General features: G+C 57.6%; 1 protein-coding gene and 2 pseudogenes. All 3 read right to left on the reverse strand.

The features are described from left to right. A pseudogene (locus tag A3C3_RS46445) lies at window positions 1-104 on the reverse strand (GNAT family N-acetyltransferase); the annotation flags it as partial. Window positions 105-166: 62 nt separating this feature from the next. Further along, complete coding sequence (locus A3C3_RS0137305; RefSeq protein WP_022719521.1) at window positions 167-862, reverse strand: dimethylsulfonioproprionate lyase family protein; 696 nt, start codon at window positions 860-862, stop codon at window positions 167-169. A gap of 93 nt (window positions 863-955) precedes the next feature. Beyond that, window positions 956-1,061: pseudogene (locus A3C3_RS44895) on the reverse strand (electron transfer flavoprotein subunit alpha/FixB family protein); the annotation flags it as partial.

Below are 1,061 nucleotides of genomic sequence, written 5' to 3' on the forward strand. Positions count from 1 at the left end.
TTGACCTCGACCAGAACCTCGCCGGCCCGCGGGCCTTCCAGCTGCACGGTCATGACTTCCAGCGGTTGTCCAGCCTGAACGGCAACGGCGGCGCGAACGTCCATGGGTTTGCTTCCTTCCTGATTTCGTTTCGCAATTCACATATTCGGTTCGATCATCGCATCGATCAAAGAGACGTGTCTTCGACGTGGCACCAGACTGCCAATAAGGGCTCAGCAGTGCATCGCATCGCGAATTTCTTGCCAGCTTCGTTGAAGAAGACGGTCCCTGGAGTGGCACGGAACCAATTGCTGTCGTCGAGGCAAACTTCGCCACCGGACAGAAGCAAGAATACACGTGAATGGAACTGCACGTGATCTGGAAAACGGCTGTAAGGGGCCATCAAGGTCAGTCCGAGGCGCACGTCACTGCGTTCCTCCAGACCGTGAGGTCCGACAACGATCGCATGAGCGTGAGATTGCTCGAACCTGAGGCTTGCAAATGGGCCGGTCCGGCCGCTTCGCCAGGAGAGTTGTTCCTTCAATTCCGCCAAGCCTCTTGCGCCGCCAGCAAACCGGGGCAGAGAGGCATGCAGATTAGAGAGAGCGCGGACAAAATACTCAGGTTTCAAAGGTGTGGCGGTATCGATGCGTCTGGCCACCCCCCGTTTTTCGAGCCTCTGGTATATTTTGCCCGCAATGTAACTTGCCATGACCGGAGCCTGGGACGACAACAGGGCGTCGCCAATTGCGTTGAGAACCTCCTGCAAAGCTCGGGGACGAAAACCTCCGCCAAGCACGGAGACCTGTCGTCGTATCGGCGCGCTGTCGTCATTGAGTAGCAGGTCCGCGCTCCGCTTGAGTGGTGTGGAGACTTGCGACATGTTTTTCTCCGCCGTGGATGAAACCGGACTGCGACTCTGGCAGCACGTTCGTGGATTAGACCGGCGCGCCTGTTAACACGGAAATAACAGCGATCAAATTGAACTCTGCAGTTCCGGCAGGGCCTCGAAGAGATCGGCGACGAGGCCGTAGTCTGCGACCTGGAAGATCGGGGCTTCCTCGTCCTTGTTGATGGCGACG

Source organism: Rhizobium mongolense USDA 1844 (genome assembly GCF_000419765.1).
Classification (GTDB): domain Bacteria; phylum Pseudomonadota; class Alphaproteobacteria; order Rhizobiales; family Rhizobiaceae; genus Rhizobium; species Rhizobium mongolense.

Excerpts from the sequence above, each read along its gene's own strand:
- A3C3_RS0137305 (WP_022719521.1), bottom strand. The coding sequence starts at position 862 with ATGTCGCAAGTCTCCACACCACTCAAGCGGAGCGCGGACCTGCTACTC.